10 protein-coding genes are annotated in these 16,472 nt (G+C 39.4%); 2 read left to right on the top strand and 8 right to left on the bottom strand.

Going from position 1 to position 16,472, the window contains the following annotated elements; all coding sequences use genetic code 11:
• Nucleotides 1–88 precede the first annotated feature (88 nt).
• Both ACQ96U_RS01950 and ACQ96U_RS01945 read right to left on the bottom strand, forming a co-directional pair.
• Nucleotides 89–8,011: an amino acid adenylation domain-containing protein gene (locus ACQ96U_RS01950; protein ID WP_431719543.1), complete on the bottom strand. Its 7,923-nt coding sequence runs from the start codon at nt 8,009–8,011 to the stop codon at nt 89–91.
• 616 nt (nt 8,012–8,627) lie between these two features.
• Entirely contained in the window at nt 8,628–9,803 is a 1,176-nt protein-coding gene (locus ACQ96U_RS01945) for a DUF5610 domain-containing protein (RefSeq protein ID WP_431719542.1), read from the bottom strand.
• Between the two features lie 170 nt (nt 9,804–9,973).
• Here ACQ96U_RS01945 and ACQ96U_RS01940 point away from each other — a divergent pair, with 170 nt between their 5' ends.
• Nucleotides 9,974–11,452, top strand: coding sequence for a DnaJ domain-containing protein (locus ACQ96U_RS01940; RefSeq protein ID WP_431719541.1), 1,479 nt, complete (start codon nt 9,974–9,976; stop codon nt 11,450–11,452).
• A 151-nt stretch (nt 11,453–11,603) separates the two neighbouring features.
• A complete protein-coding gene (locus tag ACQ96U_RS01935) occupies nt 11,604–12,122 on the top strand; it encodes a hypothetical protein (RefSeq protein WP_431719540.1) in 519 nt (172 codons plus the stop codon).
• Between the two features lie 107 nt (nt 12,123–12,229).
• Here ACQ96U_RS01935 and ACQ96U_RS01930 read toward each other — a convergent pair whose 3' ends face one another.
• The 6 genes from ACQ96U_RS01930 to bufB form a co-directional block, all read right to left on the bottom strand.
• Nucleotides 12,230–12,625 (bottom strand): tautomerase family protein, encoded by a 396-nt coding sequence (locus ACQ96U_RS01930; protein ID WP_431719539.1) that lies wholly within the window; start codon nt 12,623–12,625, stop codon nt 12,230–12,232.
• A gap of 67 nt (nt 12,626–12,692) precedes the next feature.
• Nucleotides 12,693–13,034, bottom strand: a complete 342-nt coding sequence (locus ACQ96U_RS01925; RefSeq protein ID WP_431719538.1) for a darcynin family protein — start codon at nt 13,032–13,034, stop codon at nt 12,693–12,695.
• Between the two features lie 67 nt (nt 13,035–13,101).
• The gene (locus tag ACQ96U_RS01920) at nt 13,102–13,626 is read right to left on the bottom strand and encodes a GNAT family N-acetyltransferase (protein WP_431719537.1); all 525 of its coding nucleotides are present in this window, start codon (nt 13,624–13,626) and stop codon (nt 13,102–13,104) included.
• A 46-nt stretch (nt 13,627–13,672) separates the two neighbouring features.
• Nucleotides 13,673–14,689 carry a hypothetical protein gene (locus ACQ96U_RS01915; RefSeq protein WP_431719536.1) on the bottom strand — a complete coding sequence of 339 codons (1,017 nt, stop codon included), beginning with the start codon at nt 14,687–14,689 and terminating at the stop codon, nt 13,673–13,675.
• A gap of 96 nt (nt 14,690–14,785) precedes the next feature.
• Nucleotides 14,786–15,544, bottom strand: coding sequence for an HvfC/BufC N-terminal domain-containing protein (locus ACQ96U_RS01910; protein ID WP_431719535.1), 759 nt, complete (start codon nt 15,542–15,544; stop codon nt 14,786–14,788).
• Nucleotides 15,537–16,451, bottom strand: a complete 915-nt coding sequence (gene bufB / locus ACQ96U_RS01905) for an MNIO family bufferin maturase (protein WP_431719534.1) — start codon at nt 16,449–16,451, stop codon at nt 15,537–15,539. The genes ACQ96U_RS01910 and bufB overlap by 8 nt, the downstream gene beginning before the upstream one ends.
• Nucleotides 16,452–16,472: the final 21 nt, after the last annotated feature.

Here is a 16,472-nt window from a genome sequence, read left to right as displayed (position 1 = left end):
TTATATATCCACATAGCACCAACCTTACTGTATCCAGTAAGGTTTAGCAATTTTGCCAAGGCGCATTGAAGCGCCTTAAAGCTTCATGTTAAATCATAGACAACTGATCTTCTTCAATTTCCTCTGTCGCATAATGGGTTGACTCATTTTCTTGTTGGTGGCAAGCCATTCTCTGTGAAATAACCACAGACTGAGCCTCTAGATAAGCAGATAGTGCTTCTTTTGACAGCAGGGGTTGTTGCAAGCCTAACTGATGTAATAAGCATTGCGTCTGCTGTTCGGTGACCTCTATAGCCTGATCAACCTTAGCATCTATTAACCCACTAAACAGGTAGGGTGCAAAAGGCAGCTCTTTTCCAGATGATATCCACGCCTCTGCTTTAACTTGCCACTCAGCCAAACTAATTGTTTTCAAGCCCGGCTTATCAGCTAAAAGCGAATTCCAGTCTATTTGTTGGCAACCTAGTAAATGAAAAACATGTTCAGAAACACTTTGCTGGCTTAATGTGACTATAGCTGCTGCCGTATAATCAACAGGAATGAAATGCTCTGTAAAAGACAGCATAGGAACACATTTAAGCATTAAACAACTTTGTAAATAGCGGGCAATAACATCTGTCGTATTGCCCAAGTGTGGATGTATAGCAGGTGTTCCAACCCTTCCTAAGCGTATTAGCTGTACATTCATACCTTGAGAGTAAGCTTCTTCAACAAGCTGCTCTGCCACCCATTTGGAGGCTAAATACCCACCATTTTGTACATGTTGCTGTTCACAAATAGAAGATAATTCATTGTAAGGGTGTTTGGCTGCCGTATTGAATACCCCTGAAGTGGAAATAAAAACAAACCGACATGCTGGACGTTTTACAGCTAAAGATAGCAGTTCAAATGTTGAGCCAACATTTGCCGCTTCCAGACACGTGTAGGGTAATAAGTGATTAACATGTGCACCATTATGAAGAATTAAATCCAGTTCACTTGATAGCGTATCCCACTGTAAATCCGTCAACCCTAGTTTGGGTGACGATAAATCACCTACTAAAACAGAAATTCGGTCAACAAATTCTGGTTGCCATAAACCATAGTCCTGTAAGTGTGTTTTAATTCTAACTAAAGCACTGAACTCATCTTCAGCACGAACCAAACAATAGCAGTGTATATGATCATTTTGAACTAACAACTGGTGCAATAAATGACCACCAACATAACCAGTAACACCCGTTAATAACGCATATTTTAATGTTCCTACACAAAAACTGTTGTCCATTTTATTTATTGGGCGTAACTGGTTTTTAGCCCGCAATAACCAGTCATCAGCAACAACGTTATCCACACTCAAACAATGCTCATTTACCTGTTTGCTAATAACCTGTCCACCCGCTTCATCCAGCGTATGCAGGTGTAAATAACGTGCTAACTGTTGTATGGTGGGATAGGCAAAAACAGTTTGCACGGTGATTTGTGCATTTAAGCGCTGCTTTATTTCTGAGACCATTTTCACCGCCAACATTGAATGTCCGCCAAGCTCAAAAAAGTCAGCCGTAATACTTAACTGCTTATGTCCCAACAACTGCTGCCAAATCTCACACAGTGAAATCTCTAATGTGTCGGTAGGTGCCGTATATTCTTGGGTAATATAGAAATCACTCTGTTTAGGATCTGGTAATAAGTGATGGTCAACTTTGCCATTAACTGTTAATGGTAAAGCATCAATAATGATATAAGCAGCAGGAACCATATAGCTTGGTAAGTGCTCAACCAATTTCATTCTTAATGCAGTGATGACATCTGTTTTTTCCACATCCACTGCTTGATTATCGTCGCATTTAACTGGATTATTAAGAATAATATAAGCCACGAGTTGCGCTTGTGGTGTATTCGGCGCATGCAACACAACACAAGCCTGATTAACCATTGCTTGCTCTGTCAACGCAGACTCTATCTCCCCAAGTTCAATTCGATAACCACGCAGTTTGACCTGATTATCTGCACGACCTAAAAAGCAGATATTGCCATCCGCTAATACCCTGACTAAATCCCCAGTTCTATATAGACGCAGCTTATTATTATCAGCAAAGCTATAATGAATAAAACTTGTCTCATTAAGAGAAGAACGATTTAAATAACCTCTCGCGACCCCTTCTCCACCAATATACAATTCGCCAACCGCCCCTTCAGGAACAACACGTTGCTGACCATCCAGCACCACTAACTGTACATGCGATAAGCCCTGGCCAATAGGTACATTTTCTCCCTTGAAGCCTGCTGGTACCTTATAAATACTGGCAGCTATTGTTGCTTCTGTAGGTCCATAGGCATTTAACAAATCACAATGACTCACTGCCACACTGGCAGCCCACTGTTGTGCAAAATGAGCATTCAATGCCTCCCCGCCCACAACAATTCGAGCCAATCGAGTTTGCCGTTGCCAAAACTCAATATCCTGTAATACAGGGCTAAATGCTTCCTGCGCATAAACGGGAGGAATATCAATATGCGTTATTTGATGAGTGATCAGCCACTGACGAAAAGCCTCTGCCGACCATAATGATTCCTCACGCATGACTAACGTAGCCCCAACGCCAAGTGCCTCCCATGCTTGTTCTAATGACGCATCAAAACCAATATTGGCAAAGGCCAATACACGGTCAGTGCCATTGAGCTGATACCAGTCAATCATTTCCTGTATATGTCGAGCAAAAGAGTGATGCTCAATCAACACACCTTTAGGTATACCTGTTGAACCCGACGTATAAATAATATAGGCCAGCTGTTTTATATTAATATGCTCCTGCGTTTTAATACTATTCATCAAACCACATACTTCATCCTTAGATTTAATCAAAGCATAATCCGTTAATGCATCGCTGGTATTCAGTAGGCCATCAGACGAAGTTATTAAACGGTGTCCTCGAGTCATTAAAGCAGGCTCTGAAATAATATGCTTAATTTCGGCATCTTGTAATATAAAATGTAATCGTTCATCAGGGTACTTTGGATCAAGTGGCACATAAATCCCACCAGCATACCAAATACCCAACATAGCGACGATCCAATCTATAGAGTGATGCGTTAATACACCAATAGTGTCTTCTGATTGAATACCACAAGCCACCAACTGCTCTGCTAAACGTAAAGCACAAGTTTGTAACTGCAAATAAGTGATTGAATTATTACCTGCTTGTACGGCAATATAATTACTTTGAGCGTGACACTGTGAATTAAATAAGTCGCAAATCGTTTTTGGATACGTCAATAACCATTGGTCAAACTGTTGAGTTAACCACTGCTGCTGTTGAATTTCTGAGTGTAATAAGCATTGGTCTAATGCTTGGTCTGGAGTTGTCGTCAATTGTTGAAATAACTGTAAAAAGCACTGATTAAATTGTGCAATCGTTCCTTCACTAAACAGCTCACGATTAAATTCCCACAGCAGATCCGCACCTTCAGCATTTTTGGTTAATTGCAAACTTAAATCAAACTTGGCAGGTAACTCTGGATAGGGTAATGCTGTAGCATGCTGACCTCCCAAGCTAAAGGTCGTATTTTCATCATCTTCAACCGTTAACATAATTTGAAATAGCGGGTGAAAACTTAACGAACGCTCAGGTTGAATCAATTCAACGACACGTTCAAAAGGATAATGCTGATGTGTATAAGCCCCTTGTACAACCTGCATTGATTCGTTGAGTAATTGATTAAAGGTATGGCACCCATTGACTCGCCATCGTAAAACGACAGTATTAACAAAATAACCAATTAACTCACTAAATGCTGGGTTATCACGATTGGCCATAGGGGTACCCATAACCACATCCTGTTCACCGGTAAAACGATATAAAAATGCAGTAAATAGCGCATAAACACCACTAAATACACTGACTCCCTGCTGTTCGCATAGTTGTTGCAACTGTGTTAGTTTTTCGAGTGATACTTTTGCGTGAAACAACCCTCCTTTATGTTGTAAACGATCAGGCCGACTGTAATCAAGAGGTAACTGATGCAACTTTGGTAAATCAGTAAGCTGTTGCTGCCAATAATCTGCTTGTTTTTTTGCATCATCCGTCATAAGCCACTGCCGCTGCCAGGCCGAATAATCCACATACTGAAAAGGTAATGGTAAACGTTGTTCAGGATGCTTCTCAAAATACTGTTGATAAAAAAACTGTAGCTCTTGAATAAAGAGTGCTACAGACCAACCATCAGCGGCAATATGATGAAATGTAATTAATAATACATGGCCGTTTTCTTCGCCAAGATCTAACCGCTTAACTCTAACTAAATAGCGATCGTCAGTTAAATTAAAGGATTGAAACACTTCTTCATATCGAAGTTTATTAACTTCATTCCACAGTTTATCTGTGCAATTTTTTTTGTTGTGAGAGTCTCTGACTAAGTTAACCACCTGAATTAGATTTTCATGAGGTGGTGGCAAAATTGTTTGTAAAACGTCACCCTGTTCAAGCACAAACTGAGTTCGCAGCGTTTCATGGCGGGTAATAATTTGAGTCAGCGCATAATTTAAAGCATTATCATCAATCGACCCTCGAATATGATAAGCCGCAGGCATATTATAATGCGTACTACCCTGCTCCATGTGATCAAGAAACCATAAACTCCGTTGTGCATAAGATGCATAAAGTTTTTTAGTTCTATCGGCTGATGTCATGACCTCTTTGCTATTCACTTCACTCTGAGCACGAAGAATCTCTTCAGCAATACCTTTAATGCTTGGATTTGCAAAAACATGACTTACTGGAAGATCTACCGAAAATATATTTCGTATAGCACCTACCATTTTCATAACCAGTAATGAATGACCACCTAAACGAAAAAAATTATCTGTTGTCTTCATCGCTGACTGGTGTGGTAATAGCATTTGCCAAATTTCACCAATGCGTCGTTCAGTATCATTCGAAAACAGGTCACACATATTAGTCGGTGATACTCGTTGTTTTTTCTCTACCATCAATGACAAAGCCCGATAATCCACTTTACCATTCACGTTTAACGGAAGCTTATCAACAATATACCACTTTGAAGGTAGCATATACTCTGGTAACTTCTGCTGTAATTGCTCCCTTAAGACTTGAATAATTTTATATTCGTCCTTGATATCAACTATTTTTCCCTGCTGACTTTCATTTTTTGTTATTTCTGTTTCACACACTATAAATGCAATAATACAACGACTCTCATCTTCAACTTCTGTGCTAACAGCAGCCTGGCAAACACCTGTAAGTTGCTCAAGTTTACATTTAATTTCCCCTAGCTCTATTCTAAAACCACGAATTTTCACTTGATCATCTGTTCTTCCAACAAATTCAAGATTGCCATCAGGTAGCCAACGCACTAAGTCACCTGTTGCATACAACCGCTGCTTAGTAGTATCAAAAGCTGATATTTCAGAAAATGGGTTTAACCAACAAAACTTTTTCGCGGTCAGCTCCGGTTGACCAAGGTAACCCAAAGTAACACCATTACCACCAATATAAAGCTCTCCTATAGCACCCAGAGGCAATAAATGTTGCTGCTTATCCAACACATAAGCAGAATACCCCTTTATTGGCTTGCCAATAGGTAGTTTATGCTGCTCCGCTTGATAGGCACCCAATGTAGCACATATTGTAGTTTCTGTTGGACCATAAACATTGATTAACGATACTTTTTGTGACCATTCTTCAGCCACCTGGATATTACACGCTTCTCCACCAATAAAGAGTTGTTGTAATCCACTCCAATACTTCACATCCAAAGAAGGTAATAAACCTGGTGTTAAGAAAGCATGAGTGATACCTAATTGATTTACTTGCTCATTTAATAGCCATGGATCATAATTGACTGACTTTGGTAGCAAATAAAGACAAGCTCCGGAGTAAAACGCTACCCCCCACTCAAGTACAGATGCATCAAATGTTATTGCTGCAAACTGTAAAACACGACTATTTGGATTAATACTAAAATATTCCACCGACCGAAAAAGATTGATGACATTAGCGTGAGAAACGAGTACACCTTTTGGTTGCCCCGTTGTACCCGAGGTATAAATAGCATACGCATAATTCTCACTGGGAACGGGTCTTTCACGCTGTAAATTTTTCTTAGGTAATTCCTGTAGCTTTTTATAAAAAAGCTCATCATCAATAATGCAAACAGAAGTATCTTGACAGTCTGGCAATAATCGATCAAGTGTACGTGAAATTGCTTTTTCTGAAATAATACACTGGCATTGGCTGTCATTTATAATATACTTCAAACGCGCATCCGGTAGTGCTGTACTTAACGGCAGATAACCAGCCCCTGTTTTTAATACCGCCATCATTACAATAAATAAGGCGGGAGAACGTTCGAGATAAATACCCACTAACTCATTAGACTTAACACCCTTATTTACCAAGTAATGAGCCAGCTGATTGGCCTGTTCATTAAACTCTTTGTAAGTAATAGTCTTACCGTCAAAAAACATAGCCGGGTTATTCGGAACTATCTCTGAGTTATGTTCCAACCAGTGATTTAAGTAATCAGTTTTATACTCAAACAGAGCCTTTTCATTATTTACACCATGCCCTTGAACCAACGCTTTTTTTATTATTTTTTCTTGTTCATCCGACACTTTATTCTCGACAATATTATTTTTCACATAATCAGGAAGAATATTGTCAGTATCTAAGGGATTTACAGACCAACTCAGTAATTGTTTATACTCATCCAAACAACAAATGCTGATATCATCAAGCAATTTGTCTGAATTTTCGGTCATAAATGTCCAAATTTTTAATAATCTTTTTGCTAACAGTGAGATTTCTAACGGTGCAAAAAAATCTTTACGATACGTGATAGCTAATTGTTGTCCAAAACAATCACCATGATCCAATATTCTAATATTTAACGGACAGTTTACGTCATCAGTATAGATATCATCTAACCGATATAATAATTTGTTAAAATCAGTATCTAAAGCAAATGTATTATAGGAAAATAACACATCAAATAATCGTTCATTAATACCACTCATATGTTTAATCTGACTGGTGGAGACATATTGATGACGATAAACTTGTTTAACGACCTGAGCAACGTGTTTGATTAGATCGCTACAAGATTTTGAGTGGTCAACGGTAATATAAAATGGTAATACGCCTGCAAACATTCCTACAACATTACGTTGATCTTTTCCTTTACGTTTATGTAATATCGATCCAAGTGTAATAATAGACGACTGCTGATAAATAGAAAAATGAAGGGCTAATCCAGCCAAACACAGTGCAAGAGGTCCACCGATATTCAACCTAGTTGAAGTGGAATACATGGCTTCTTTTAAAGAGCTTGGCATAGCACAACAGTATTTTTCCACTCCTTTATTGAATTTTCCCATATATTTTAAGGGTAACAACTCAACATTAGGATAGTTAGATTGAACTGTTTTCTTCCAATAGGCCTCACTTCTTTGGTAGGCTTCCGTCTTACAATAAGCTTCACTATCAATGACACAAGGCAAATACTTTAGGCAATTATTCTCCCACTCAAGACACTGCACATTGGCAACATAAGCGTCCCCCAAACTATTGACAAAGTTAATGATACCATAACCATCAACGACGATATGATGTGCTAATACCACTAAAACATGACGCTGATCAGACTCACTTAACAACGCCACTCGAACTAAATCACCACGCTCTAAAGAAAATTCATGTGATATTTCATTCTTTAGCCATGTCTGAAGCTGCTGACTAGGACTTAATGCCTCACTAAAGTCAATAATAGCGAGTTCAGGATATCGTTGTGCATTATACTGTTTGGGTACATTATCAATGATTGTAAACTGAAGCCCTGCAAAATCTAACGACTGAATTACCTGAGAGACTGCTTTTGATAACGCGTCTTTATCCAATACCCCATGCAAGTTTATAGATAAACCAAGCGTGTATTTTGTTGAAGTAGTATCCTGACACTGGTCAAAATAAATGGCTTGTTGCTCTGGGTGAAGTGGGTAGTGTTCAAACTTCATGTTAACTCCCTAATATATCAAGCATAATCGATTACTACGTTAAAATTACTTGTCATGCCCTTAGTGACGATGTGTTATATAAATTAATTAGCCATATGGCAGACAAAAGTCGAAAGCAAGTGGAGTCAATAAATCAAGTCATGACTTAATTTATTGACTCCACTTGCTAAAAATCACTTAGTAAACATATTTTCTGGGATAAAATAAAATGGAAGTGATCATAACTCCAATAGGTAAAGTAATTACACTATTTATCAACTAGTAAAAAGAATGAGTATCTTTTAGTCAGAAGAGTGAATGATATTCATACTATCAGCTCCATGATGCTCACCTGCTTTGCAGACTACAGGCGCGCTAATCCTAAAACAAGCTCAGTTATTCATTAAAACCCTTAACATAGGGTAAAATAAGACGGGTGAAGGGTAACAGAAATCAGCTGAATTACCATCCGTAAAATACGAAATAAATCAAGCTGAGCATTGATGTGTATCAGTCAGTGTAATTATAGACACTACTTCATTCATATAAGCCGTTAATTCAAAATAAACAAATACTAACCTATCTTCTTATAGAGAAAGAAAATAGGTTAGGTATTTAACTAATTTCAGCGTCAATATCAGCTTTCTAACGAAGAGAGTAAATAGTCAGTTACTTCCTGCAACTTTGCTAACTGTTCAGTTAATGTACTTTCCTGCTTCTCAGTGTTTTCTAATTTGACAGGTTCTAACTGACTCAATAATTTAGCTAACAGTTTTCCTGGTTGCTCAAAAAACAGGCCTGCTTTGTGGTGTGCACTCTGTAAGTCTTGACCAAATTCAGCTAATTGGGCAACAGGAGAGCGATTATTTAACGAGTGCAAGCCTCCACCATTAGCTGAAGCATATGCCTGCTGCATCTGTTGTACTTCAGTTTGTTGCAAAGTAAGAGAAAACTCGCTGAGTGTAGAAGCATCAATTCCCAACGACAATGCCTGATCGAATGCGCCACTGACATCGCCATCAAAAAAATCGTTGGCTAATGATGTCACATCAGATAATAACTCATTGATAGCATTTAATTCCGCTTCATTTAAATCGCCTTCCACTCGTAGCTGAAATCCGCTTTGATACTGCATTTGACTATAAGTTGCGGCAGCTTGTCCTTGTTGAAAGGAGCCATTCGACGTTGATAGTTGTTTAAATGCATTTATAGTCACCACATCGCCTTCTTTCGTGGTAACTTGAAAGGAAAACTGGTTATCTAGCTGGTAAAATTGCTGATGACTACGAAGGGTGACAGGTTGAGGCTCCCCACCTAATGCCGCTTCACTTAACGAAATTTTATCCGCATTACCCGTAAATTTATTGTCTAGCTCATCCAGTCCAGTTGTGACTAGATCATAGCTAGTATCAATATCAGCTTCTAAATTGGGGTTTAATAAGCCTAAAGCCTTAAGGTCTTCTCGCGCCTGATCAAATCCTTTTGCCACACCTTCTCTGGCTTGGCCTAATAAATTTTGCAAACGTTCGTTATCAGCACCTTCGGCTTGCTCAGCTAATAAACGTTGTTCAACAAACTTTAAAATAGTGTCAGCGACTTGCTCTGGCCGATACCCAGAAGACTCCACTTGCATCGGCTCAGTGGCACCTAATTGCTGTCCCACGCGATGCAATAAGGTATCTTGCAGTAACTGGCGGGTACTTCCTCCAGACTTTGATAACATCATTGCCTGACGACTGGTTGCCGTTTGCTGATGATGCTCGGCATGTTCTGGCCGCATTGATTTCAGTAAGTGCCCTGGTGCGATATTCATTGATGTAACCCTCCACATCGCTCTCTATGACACTGACATCCCCCAAACATGCCCTAAAGAACGCACTGTTTAGTCCTCTATAAACTTGTTATCGGCATATGCCGCCTATACTTTAAGGCTGCTATACTCATTTAAAAGTCATCAAAATTCATTGGAAACTCATTCAAGCCATGACGGCTCCGTCCAAGCAACGAATTCACGATTTACTGCAACAATTAGGCCTACCTCTTGATGCTTCACTACACGATGTTAAGCAAGCTTATCGACAGCGCGTAAAAACCTTACACCCCGATAAAAATCCAGGACAAGATACCACTGCTCAGTTTCAACAGCTGCAACAAACCTACCAAAGCCTGGTACAGTATTACCAATACGGGTCACACTCTTCTCCAACCCAGTCTAGCCCCCACTACTCCAAAGAAGAAATCACTACTCCAGTATCATTTACTGATCAAGACTCACAATCTCCCCCCCCCATTCCTAACCCCGTCATTAAACAAGTCATCGTGTGTCGTCGTTGTCGTAAGGACAAACAAGGACTACGTTATCGCCGTTGGCTGATGGTTACAGGTATCATCTTTATCACCCACCAGAAAACAGTTTCTGGTATTTGGTGCCAGCGCTGTAGCGCTCGCTTAGCACTCAAGTTTAATCTATGGAATTTACTACTGGGTTGGTGGAGCCTGACTGGCCCTTGGCACTCTATTCGTGGCTGGTGGATAAATACATTAGGAGGAGTAACCCCCCTTGCCGAAAATAGTAAATTAGAATATCGATTGGCTTTGCAGCATATTGCAAAAAGCCGGTTTAATGAAGCTATCGGTCACTTATATTGGTTAAAACATTATTGTCAAAACCAAGCTATGCAAGACAAAGTTAAACAATTATTACATCAATTAGGTGACCCCAGCGAGGCAGTTGCTCAACCGCCAGAATCTACTCATTTCTTTTTTAGCCAGTGTATCTTGCTAAGCTTACTCGTATTGCTTATTAGTCTCCCAATACTCATATGGCAGCAAGCCTTTGAGCCTCTTGCACTCGTAAACAAACCAGCGATTACAGCTAATCCCATTGTTCCAGAAGCTCAACATCAGTCACTTTATACAAGCCATCGTTTGGGTAAACATTATACCCTTGAGCCTGTCGCGCTACTCTCTACACCCGATATTAATAGCGCCATTGTGGCTCAAATAGCTCAGTATGCCCCTGTGAATGTAATCTCTGCAGAACCACAAGGTTGGGTGACGGTATCAACGCCTCAAGGTTTTAAAGGCTTTATTGCTGAGCAGCTTATTGGTTTTGGCAGTCATACCATTGCTAAACGTTATCAATGCCATCAGTATCCAGGTCCGCGTCCATTTAACGGCGAATTACTAGGACAAAATAATGGTAAAAAACGTTTATCTATCGAAAATCCTCATCCTAATGATGCCATTGTTTTATTTAGACAACAGAATAAAACCGTCCAACTCGTCTATGTTTATGCTCAGCAACAAGTTGATGTTCAACGCTTACCTAACCGAATTGACAATATAATTATTCGCCATGGGCTATTTTATAATCACGCCTGCCAGACGTTCACTGCCAACTTAGATGAACGGAAAGAACCTCTTACCCTTATTAGTAATCAACAGAAGCTAAAATTATAACACTCTTACATTAAAACAATGATACAGACTATATAGACGACGAATACCGTCTAAATAGGTCATTTTTACGCTAGAGTAGTTACTTAAATTTTCATACAATCTCTACGTTAGTTCGAATTGATACTAAAAATTTGGATAGGGAGATTCAATTGTGAATAAACACTTAGTAGGTATCCCATTAGCGTCACTTATACTTACACTATCTATGTCTTCTATTGCTGAAGAAACTATAGATACAAGCTTTTCTAATATTGAAAATGCACTGATGGCTCCTGCCTCCGATGCTGAGTATAAAGCCGCAGTAAAACTAAAAGCCATGCGGTCATCAACTGCACAACTATCGGATGCTGCTCTTAATGCTGCACGCCCACCTTGTTATAGTGCATTACCAGGTAAAACCAATCAATCTTTAATCATGGTACCACTGCCCGATAACCAGGTAGATCTTGATGCAGTTTGTCATGTTGCTATTAACAGTACCTGGCACGCAGGCGGAGTCGCAAAAGGTCATTATTACTATCAGAATTGCGGACAACTGGACAATAAATTATATGGCGGCGGGTATACATCGTTTGTAACTGAGCAGTATTTTGAAGCGAATAGAACAAAGTTCTCTAGCTGTAATGCCACAAATGCTGTTGTCTGTTGTTCACCTCAATTTAGCAATTAATAAATAGAAAAAATGCCCCTCGTTTAAAATAAACGAAGGGCACATTTTTTAATTTTTCCGATGCTCTTTTCATAATATGAGGAACATTTCAGTATTAAGAACTTACTTTACACCTCAACCTCAAATCCTAAATCAATATCACAAGCGGCATATCCACCTCTAATACCCCAATTTTCTGCTGTAATTTCTCGTAGCATAATTTTAATGTGATTATTTGGAATACCAAATGTCTCTAAGTTATTTACGATAGTTTTATAAAGCTGCCTTTTGGCATCACGACTACGACCCGCGAAGCAGTCAATGCTAATATGGGTGTAATATTCAGGTTGCTCTCGATCTGGAGGACATTGAAATCGATGAGACTCATGAACAATAAGCCTAACATTCCGGTCGCCTGGTAAAATTTTAAAACTCTCTCTTAGTGCAGAATGTACAGCCTCCATAATACCTTTCTCTATTTCGGCAGGGTATTGTTGGCGAACTTCAATCAGTACACTTGGCATTATACTATCCTTTTTGTTTAACACACACTTAAGGTCTCAAGTTCACATACGTTATATTTAATTTATATTATACATTGTTAGAAATACTGGACTCATATTCTATAAAGCCTTCTTCTATCGCAGGGAAAATATCCACTATCTCAAAGTAAGGCACGGTATATATTTTACTATCACGTAATGCATCTATTAAAAAATAATAATCTTGAATACTTTCAGTTTCATATACTGCTATATCACTACACTTTGAGCTGAATGCCTCGACATCATATAGTTTTATCGAAACACTTGGATATTTTGAAAAAATATCTGTTTGAATACTTTCAAAGTATTGAGTTCTTTCTTCTCTGCTAAGAGATAGCCATTCTTTTGTTGCATTCATATGGACAAAGAATGTGTATTTTCTTGGCATCACTGACTCCAAACTTATAAAAGGCCGTTACCCTCATTAAAGTTGACTACAAAATACAAAGAGTTTTTTATTTTTTTAAATACTGAGCTTTAGTAAGCTTAAATATATCACATTGTTTACCCATCACTGTTTGAGAGTGACTATAAACCTCTCCTACTTTTAGCGCTACACTCTTTGAGGCTTCATTGTCAGGATGAATGAGACTAATAAGCTCAGATGTATCCAGATAAGTAAATCCCCATTCAATGGCGGCCAATGCCGCTTCGGTTGCATACCCCTTACCCCAATATTCGGGCGCAATACCCCAACCTACTTCTATCCCAGGCCAACCTTCAGGCTCCCAAATGCCTACTCTACCCAAGAAGTCACTCGTTTTTTTATCTTCAACAACCCAATACCCAAATCCCTTTAAAACCCAATGGCCCGCAAGGATAGCAAGTACCCTCCAACTTTCTGCTTTATTTATTGGCTTTCCGCCACCAATATATTTAGCAAAATCAGAATTTGCATTTAGCTTTGCAAATGCATCAGCATCTGCTAATGACCATCCTCTTAAACGAAGTCGCGATGTTTCAATAATAGGGATTTCCATTGATATACTTCTCTTTTTTTCTTTGGTAACGGTTAACACCCAACAGCTATTCTTTGTCAACATAACGTGGTTTTATGTATCGATATGCATAAGGTGACTCTGAAATAGGATAGTCTGCTAATTGTTTACCTTCTTTACTCCAATCCTTTGGCATTAAATCGCCCAAGGGTTGAACTACAATTGGTTGTTGCTGACACACAAAAAAAGGCATCGCAGCAACTGGTGTAAGCGGTACCTGATGGACTTTATCTGTCGTACCCTCTTTATAGTAAAAAATATTGCCTCGGGGATGAGGTCTAATAACACGATAATCCGCAAACAATAACTCATTGTCTGGTAGCCCTTCCAGAGCCTCCACGTTCATTCTAAGACGTACCAATTTTCCGGGTGCTACATTGTTATCAAAATAAGGTTTAGAACAAGTACCTTTGCCATAGTGTGCTTCCGCTTCAGTAATCAGTCTGGATCGAAAATCAGCCACTGAAACTTGTCGCCCACCGACGCCTTTTCTGCGCCAATGGAATTGCACTTTGGCGATTGTAAGGGGGCGCACTTCATCTTCAGGTGAAAACAATGGCACTTGCCGATATGCCTGTAAAAATACAACGGTTTCTTGCCTTGGCCCTCGGACATATTTATGCATATGACGTCGTATTCTTTGAGGCAATGCAGCCATTGCCTGGCGTAACCTTTCTTTCTGGCTATTAAATAACTGAAGTTGCTGATAACTTTGCAAACTTACGTTTACCAACCCAGTCAACCGTTTAGTCGTATTGATATTTTGCTCTGGTGACTTATAAAAATCTGTTAAAATATCAATAATGGCTGCTCGTGTATCATGTGACACGGCGGGTAAAGGTTCAACATGAATTGCGGTAGGCACTTCAGCTTGATCACGGATAGGGATATGACTGGCACAGTAAACCTGCCACTCATTATCATGAGCTAATTGATCGCGTACGGAGTGAGCAACTGCTAATAATTTTTCAAATTCAATTCTGACAGTCTCTCGCAATAAAGACTCTTCAGCAGAAAATTTCGGTGTAGTGATTTGACCAGACATAAGCTCACTGTAATGTCCATTACCAAGAGTGAGCAGTTTTACTGATTAAAAAGACAAAAGCAAGTATACCCTCCTTTAAGAGTGATATTCGTAGAGCTAAGAAATCACTTGTTTAATAAGCTCATCACTTAACCATTGCTGTAAGAGTTGTACGACACGTGTAGTAACCGCTTCAGGTTCATGCCATTGACAAAGATGCTCACATAGTGAGGCAAAATTATGTCCTTGAAGCGTAAGTGTTAACGCCGCACGCTCATCATCATGAATTGAGCGAAAGTTTGTCACTAGCCCCTTGCGCCAAATAATCCAATCTGTATGCTCTTCGGCAATCGCAGGAGGTGTCTGCTGTTGCTCAAGGGCCTGCCATACAGCCACAGCATTTGTCTGCCAGGATACTAATTGTAGCGAAGGAACAAGCTCAAATCGTAATGTTGGCCACTGATCAGCCGTCAATTGTTGTACATGATTAATAACGGCTATTTCACTTCCTGCAGCATCAAAAGCTAGCCTCAAGCGCCACTCCCACTCCGCTAACTCAGCAACAATCGGCATTGCTTGATAATGTGCTTGTTCTCGGACAAATGCGGGTAAATGCTGGCCAAACCAGCGTAAAGAAGGATCTGATGAAGGATGGTAGGTAATATAATCAGACACCAGTTGATTAAATTGCTCATCACCCAATAAAAGACCTAGACAGGGATAATCGCCATCAAGTGCTTCCCTAAGCCGTTGGTGATAAGCATTGGCATATATTGCTAACCCAGGCTGTTCTTTCGCAACATAGTGTTTGATCGGTGTTAACTTGCCTTGTAAATGCGCCAGAAAAACCTTTTGTAAATTCTCCAACTCAACCATAGTGTTGCTCCTGCACACTCATCGTCTTAGCTGGATTTGCAAAATGAAAACGACTTGTTGTTGGTAATACGACAGATGTCTGCTGTTGTGTATAAGTTGGTTCTGCCAGAGTTCTAGCGTAATTTAATTCAGCCAATAACTCAGAGAATGGAGGCATATTATCATCCCGCTCAATCATTGTTGAAACGGGGCCAAATAATTCTGCAGCCACTTTATATAACTGCCATACAGGATCAACGACAGGTGCATCATGGGTATCAATAATGTATTCACCATAATCACTATGACCCGCCAAATGATGTTGCATAACACGTCCTGCTGGTACACCTTTTAAATAATCAATAGGATCAAACTGATGATTTCGTGCACTCACATAAATATTATTAATATCAAGTAATAATAAGCAGTCAGCACGCTCAGTAATTTCGCTCACAAAATCCCATTCCGTCATATCTGACTCTGCAAACATGATATAACTTGAAAGGTTTTCCAATAATATTTGTCGTCCTAAATAATCCTGGACAGCGTTTATACGCTCAACAATATGTTTGATTGACGCTTCAGTATAAGGAAGAGGTAATAAATCATGACTATTGATTCCCCCCACACTGGTCCAACATAAATGATCTGAAATAAATATCGGGTTAATACGATCGGCCAGGGATTTTAGATTTTTTAAATAGTGCGTATTTAAAGGATCAGTACTACCAATCGATAAAGAAACGCCATGCATGGCAATAGGATATTGCTCACGAATAGCCTCTAAAAAATAAAGCGGTTTTCCTCCATCAACAAAATAATTTTCAGAAATAATCTCAAACCAATCAACAGCAGGCTGTGTGGCTAAAATTTCACTATAATAGTCTTTTCGCAAGCCTAAACCAAAGCCATGGAATACTTTTTTCACAGCATGCTCTCACATATATAC

Origin of the sequence: Zooshikella sp. RANM57 (assembly GCF_050749885.1) — a bacterium.
Lineage (GTDB): Bacteria > Pseudomonadota > Gammaproteobacteria > Pseudomonadales > Zooshikellaceae > Zooshikella.
This window is presented reverse-complemented; position numbering and strand designations above follow the sequence as displayed.

Coding starts and splice junctions, on each gene's coding strand:
- ACQ96U_RS01915 (WP_431719536.1), bottom strand. CDS start 14,689: ATGTCTGGTCAAATCACTACACCGAAATTTTCTGCTGAAGAGTCTTTA.
- ACQ96U_RS01945 (WP_431719542.1), bottom strand. CDS start 9,803: ATGAATATCGCACCAGGGCACTTACTGAAATCAATGCGGCCAGAACAT.
- ACQ96U_RS01940 (WP_431719541.1), top strand. CDS start 9,974: ATGACGGCTCCGTCCAAGCAACGAATTCACGATTTACTGCAACAATTA.
- ACQ96U_RS01950 (WP_431719543.1), bottom strand. CDS start 8,011: ATGAAGTTTGAACACTACCCACTTCACCCAGAGCAACAAGCCATTTAT.
- ACQ96U_RS01920 (WP_431719537.1), bottom strand. CDS start 13,626: ATGGAAATCCCTATTATTGAAACATCGCGACTTCGTTTAAGAGGATGG.
- ACQ96U_RS01925 (WP_431719538.1), bottom strand. CDS start 13,034: ATGCCAAGAAAATACACATTCTTTGTCCATATGAATGCAACAAAAGAA.
- ACQ96U_RS01910 (WP_431719535.1), bottom strand. CDS start 15,544: ATGGTTGAGTTGGAGAATTTACAAAAGGTTTTTCTGGCGCATTTACAA.
- ACQ96U_RS01930 (WP_431719539.1), bottom strand. CDS start 12,625: ATGCCAAGTGTACTGATTGAAGTTCGCCAACAATACCCTGCCGAAATA.